Source organism: Polaromonas sp. P3_C2 (assembly GCF_056402675.1).
The window spans coordinates 1-2,519 of sequence record NZ_JBFUGX010000601.1 but is presented as its reverse complement, the minus strand read 5'-3'; the positions used below and the strand labels follow the sequence as shown (position 1 = coordinate 2,519).

The 2,519-nt window shown below is 60.0% G+C and carries 3 protein-coding genes; all 3 read right to left on the bottom strand.

Features of this window, described 5'->3' with window-relative positions:
• Nucleotides 1-729 (bottom strand): NAD-dependent epimerase/dehydratase family protein (locus AC1DWI_RS19580; RefSeq protein ID WP_477725509.1); only part of this gene is annotated, 729 nt, incomplete at its 3' end.
• Nucleotides 730-731: 2 nt separating this feature from the next.
• Nucleotides 732-1,817 carry a GDP-mannose 4,6-dehydratase gene (gmd, locus tag AC1DWI_RS19575; protein ID WP_477725508.1) on the bottom strand — a complete coding sequence of 362 codons (1,086 nt, stop codon included), beginning with the start codon at nucleotides 1,815-1,817 and terminating at the stop codon, nucleotides 732-734.
• Nucleotides 1,818-1,820: 3 nt separating this feature from the next.
• Nucleotides 1,821-2,519: cupin domain-containing protein (locus AC1DWI_RS19570; protein ID WP_477725507.1), on the bottom strand; the 699-nt coding region annotated here is incomplete at its 5' end.

The following is a 2,519-nucleotide window of genomic DNA, read 5'->3' as shown; positions in this document are numbered from 1 at the left end:
GTGGTCGTGGCCGAGGCCGACATTGAGCAGCCCCGGTAGCTTGTCGAAATCGGACAGCGCATGCAGCACGGCGTCGGCCAGATCACCTGCATACATGAACTCGCGGCGTGCCGTGCCGTCACCCCATATCTCGACGCTCGGCAGGCCGCCAGCCTTGGCCTGATGGACCTTGTGGATGATCGCAGGGATCAGGTGGGAGTGCTTCGGGTCGAATTTGTCGTGCCGGCCGTACAGGTTGCACGGAATCAGCGTCTTGTACTGATTGACCGGTGTTTCGCGGGTGATGTATTCGCACAGCCGGGTTGCGAAGATCTTGGCGATCGCATAGCCCTCGTTGGTCGGCTCTAGTTCGCCGCGCAGAATCAATTCCTCGCCGAGCGGGTTCTGCGCTTCGCGTGGGTACATGCAGGAGCTCGCGAGGTTCAGCAGTCTGGTAACACCGGCCTCGCGCGCTGCCATGATCACATTGCGACCGAGGTCTACGTTCACCACGAGAAAATCGACAGGGTGCGCGATATTCGCCTGAATGCCGCCGACCAGTCCGGCGCAGTGAATTACCGCATCGGGCCGGACATCTGCGACGAAGCGGCGCGTCGCCTCGAAGTCGGCCAGGTTCAGTTCCCGGCTGCTCGGCGCGACAAAATCCCAGTTGCCCGCGAGCGGGTGCTCAAGGATATTGCGGCCGACCATGCCGCCGCCGCCGGTCAGGAAAACACGGGGTTTGGCCACGTTTAGCCCTGGTTGCGCAAGGCCTTGTGGCCGTGCGCCTTGACCTGCAAATCGAACTCGGCCTGTGTCATGTCGACTCTGGCCATTTCGGCGACCAGTTCTGCGAAGCTGATTTTCGGAACCCAGCCGAGTTTTTCGCGTGCCTTGGTCGCATCACCGAGCAGCGTTTCAACCTCGGTCGGACGGAAGTAACGCGGATCGACCGACACGATGCATTTGCCGGTGGCAGCGTCATAGCCCTTCTCGTTCTCGTCGTGGCCTTCCCAGCGGATCTGCATGCCGTATTCCCGGGCAGTCGCCTCGACGAAATCACGCACGCTGTATTGCACACCGGTAGCAATCACGAAGTCTTCGGGTTTGTCCTGCTGAAGCATGAGCCATTGCATTTCGACATAGTCCTTGGCGTGGCCCCAGTCTCGCTTGGCATCCATGTTGCCCAGATAGAGGCAGTCCTGGATGCCCAGCTTGATGCGGGCGAGTGCGCGCGTGATCTTGCGTGTCACAAAGGTTTCGCCGCGGACCGGGCTTTCGTGGTTGAACAGAATGCCGTTGCAGGCATAGATGCCGTAGGCTTCCCGGTAGTTGATCGTGATCCAGTAGGCGTAGAGCTTGGCAACCGCATAAGGGCTGCGGGGGTAGAACGGTGTAGTTTCTTTTTGCGGGATTTCCTGCACCAAGCCATAGAGTTCGGAAGTCGAAGCCTGGTAGAAGCGTGTGGTCTTCTCAAGTCCGAGAATGCGCATTGCTTCAAGGACCCGCAAGGCGCCCAGGCCGTCGCTGTTGGCTGTGTACTCCKGCTCTTCAAAACTCACGGCGACATGGCTTTGCGCAGCCAGGTTGTAGATTTCGTCCGGCTGGGTTTGCTGGATGATGCGGGTCAGGCTCGACGAGTCGGTCATGTCGCCGTGGTGCAGCACAAAGCGCTGGTTGGCTTCGTGCGGGTCCTGGAACAAGTGGTCGATACGATCCGTATTGAAGAGCGACGTGCGGCGCTTGATGCCGTGCACGATATAGCCCTTGTTCAGCAGAAACTCCGCCAGGTAGGAGCCGTCCTGGCCGGTGATGCCGGTGATGAGTGCTGTTTTCATTGTTTATGCCCTGCCATAGTTGTCGGTAAATCGCACGATATCGTCCTCGCCCAGATAGCTGCCGGACTGGACTTCGATCATTTCCAGATCGGTTTTTCCTGGATTTTCCAGGCGGTGAGTTTCGCCGATCGGAATGTAAGTGGACTGGTTTTCTGTGAGGAGAAAGGTGGCCTCGCCTTTGGTGACCAGCGCGGTGCCGGAAACCACGATCCAGTGTTCGGCCCGATGATGGTGTTTTTGCAGGCTCAACGACGCGCCGGGCTTGACCATGATGCGTTTGACCTGGAATCGGGYGCCGCGGTCAATGCTGTCATACCAGCCCCAAGGCCTCGCTACCTTGCGGTGCAGGTTTGCTTCCGGGCTTTGGCGCGTTTCAAGCTGGGAAACCACGCTCTTGACCTGCTCCACGTGGCTGCTCGCGGCGACAAGCAACGCGTCGGGCGTGTCAATCACCAGAAGGTCCTCGGTGCCAAGTGTCACCACGGTGCGATGCGGCGCGTGAATATAGGTGCGTTTGCTGTGCAGCGCCATGCCGTTGCCGTCGATGCGGTTGCCGTCGTCGTCCGGCGCCGTGAGCCCGGCGACGGCATTCCAGCTGCCGACGTCACTCCACGCACCCGCAAATGGCACGACAGCGACGGCATCGTGGCGCTCGAGCACTGCGTAGTCGATACTTTCGGCGCGCACAGCACCGAATGCTGC